Origin of the sequence: Bradyrhizobium sp. (assembly GCF_016462955.1) — a bacterium.
Classification (GTDB): Bacteria; Pseudomonadota; Alphaproteobacteria; order Rhizobiales; family Xanthobacteraceae; genus Bradyrhizobium.
The window spans coordinates 1-1,759 of record NZ_JAEMSD010000842.1 but is presented as its reverse complement, the minus strand read 5'-3'; the positions used below and the strand labels follow the sequence as shown (position 1 = coordinate 1,759).

3 protein-coding genes are annotated in these 1,759 nt (G+C 66.1%); 1 reads left to right on the top strand and 2 read right to left on the bottom strand.

What is annotated here, in order from left to right; translation table 11 throughout:
- Positions 1 to 15 precede the first annotated feature (15 nt).
- Together JHD07_RS39075 and JHD07_RS39070 are read right to left on the bottom strand one after the other, a co-directional pair.
- Entirely contained in the window at positions 16 to 234 is a 219-nt protein-coding gene (locus tag JHD07_RS39075) for a SlyX family protein (RefSeq protein WP_291631920.1), read from the bottom strand.
- Complete coding sequence (locus JHD07_RS39070; RefSeq protein WP_291631918.1) at positions 224 to 1,021, bottom strand: rhodanese-related sulfurtransferase; 798 nt, start codon at positions 1,019 to 1,021, stop codon at positions 224 to 226. Before JHD07_RS39070 ends, JHD07_RS39075 begins: the two co-directional genes overlap by 11 nt.
- 196 nt (positions 1,022 to 1,217) lie before the next feature.
- Between JHD07_RS39070 and JHD07_RS39065 the strand changes: the two genes are divergently transcribed.
- A partial coding sequence (locus JHD07_RS39065) for a gamma-glutamyltransferase (RefSeq protein ID WP_291631916.1) occupies positions 1,218 to 1,759 on the top strand: 542 nt, incomplete at its 3' end.

Here is a 1,759-nt window from a genome sequence, read left to right as displayed (position 1 = left end):
GGTCAGTAACACCTTTCAATAATGCGGCGGAGCCTCGTTGGTAGGCCCCGGCGCATTTGCCTCGGCGTCCTGCAGCCGCTCGCTGAGCTGCGCGATCTGCCGCGTCAGCGTGTCGATCTGCTTCCACTGCGCGGTGATGGTCTGGTTCAACGTCTCGATGGTGTCGTCCTGGTAGGCAAGGCGCGTCTCCAGCGTGTCGATGCGCTCGCTCAGCGCCTTGATCTCATTCGTCACGGGCGTTCCCCAATTCCTGTTCGCGCCGGCCCTGGTCTCGCAAACCAAGTTCTCGTAAACCATGGCCGAGCGCCACGCGCTCGTCGAATACGAAGCATTCGCCGCGCCAGCGGCTCTCCGCCTCCGGCACCTCCTCTAGATATTTGAGAATGCCGCCCTTGAGGTGATAGACTTCGGCGAAGCCGCGGGCGAGCAGATGCGCGCTCGCCTTCTCGCAGCGAATGCCGCCGGTGCAGAACATCGCGATCCTTCTGTGCTTGGCGGGATCGAGGCTGGCAGCGGCAAAGTTCTTGAACTGGCCAAAGCTCTTGATGCCGGGGTCGACCGCGCCCTCGAACGTCCCCATCGCCACCTCGAAGGCGTTGCGGGTGTCGAGCAGCAGCGTGCCGGGCGCAGAGATCAACGCGTTCCATTCGCCCGCATCGACGTAGGTGCCGACCCGGCTGGTCGGATCGGCCGCCGCATCGCCGAGCGTGACGATCTCCTTCTTCAGCCGCACCTTGAGCCGCCCGAACGGCATCGCTTCGGCGGTCGAGAATTTCAATTCGAGATTGTCGAGCCTGCCGCCGAACAGGTCGCCGCGTGCGAGCTCGCGGGCGAGGGCATCGATCGCCTCCGGCGCCCCGGCGACCGTGCCGTTGATGCCCTCCTGCGCCAGCAGCACGCTGCCCTTCAACGCGAGGCCGGCGCAGAACGCGCGCAGCGGCTCGCGCAGCTCGCGGTAATCCGGGAGGGTGACGAATTGATAGAAGGCAACGACCTTGGTGGCCGAATTCGGATCAGGCATGGCGGCCCATTTAGCAGGCCGCGCCCCTCCGGAAAACCCGCATGGCTAGCCGCGTCGACCGTCCATTCGGCCAGCGGATGGCAGCCATTTGCCTGGTATGCCAGCATTGCCCCGGTGGGCGGGAATGTGTCATGTAGACCAGGTTTTTCGAGATGGCGCACCCCGTGCGCCGACGGCCAAGAGAGCAAGACATTCGATGAGAAGCTTCCATTTCCCCGGCAGGTCCACGGTCCACGCCACCAACGCGATGGTGGCGACCTCGCATCCGCAGGCCTCGCTCGCCGCGATCGAGGTGCTCCGCGAAGGCGGCACCGCGGTGGACGCCGCGGTCGCCGGCTCCGCGCTGCTCGGGGTGATCGAGCCGCAATCGACCGGCATCGGCGGCGATTGCTTCGCGCTGGTCCAGCCGCGCGGCGAGGGCAAGATCATGGCCTATAACGGCTCCGGCCGGGCTCCCAAGGCGGCCAATGCCGACTGGTATCTCGAGCGCAAGATCAACTCCGTGCCGCTCACCTCGGCGCACGCGGTCTCGATCCCCGGCGTGATCGACGCCTTCGCCACTGTCCTGCGTGATCACGGCAAGTTCGGCTTCGACCGTCTGCTCCAGCCCGCGATCAAGGCGGCCGAGGAGGGCTATGTCGTCGCCCCGCGCATCGCCTTCGACTGGAAGAACCAGTTCGAGAAGCTGAAGGCCGGCACCAACACGGCGCGCTACCTGCTGCCGGGCGGCAAGCCGCC

What these genes read in the sequence shown, in the direction of transcription:
- JHD07_RS39070 (WP_291631918.1), bottom strand. Translation starts at nt 1,021, where the DNA reads ATGCCTGATCCGAATTCGGCCACCAAGGTCGTTGCCTTCTATCAATTC.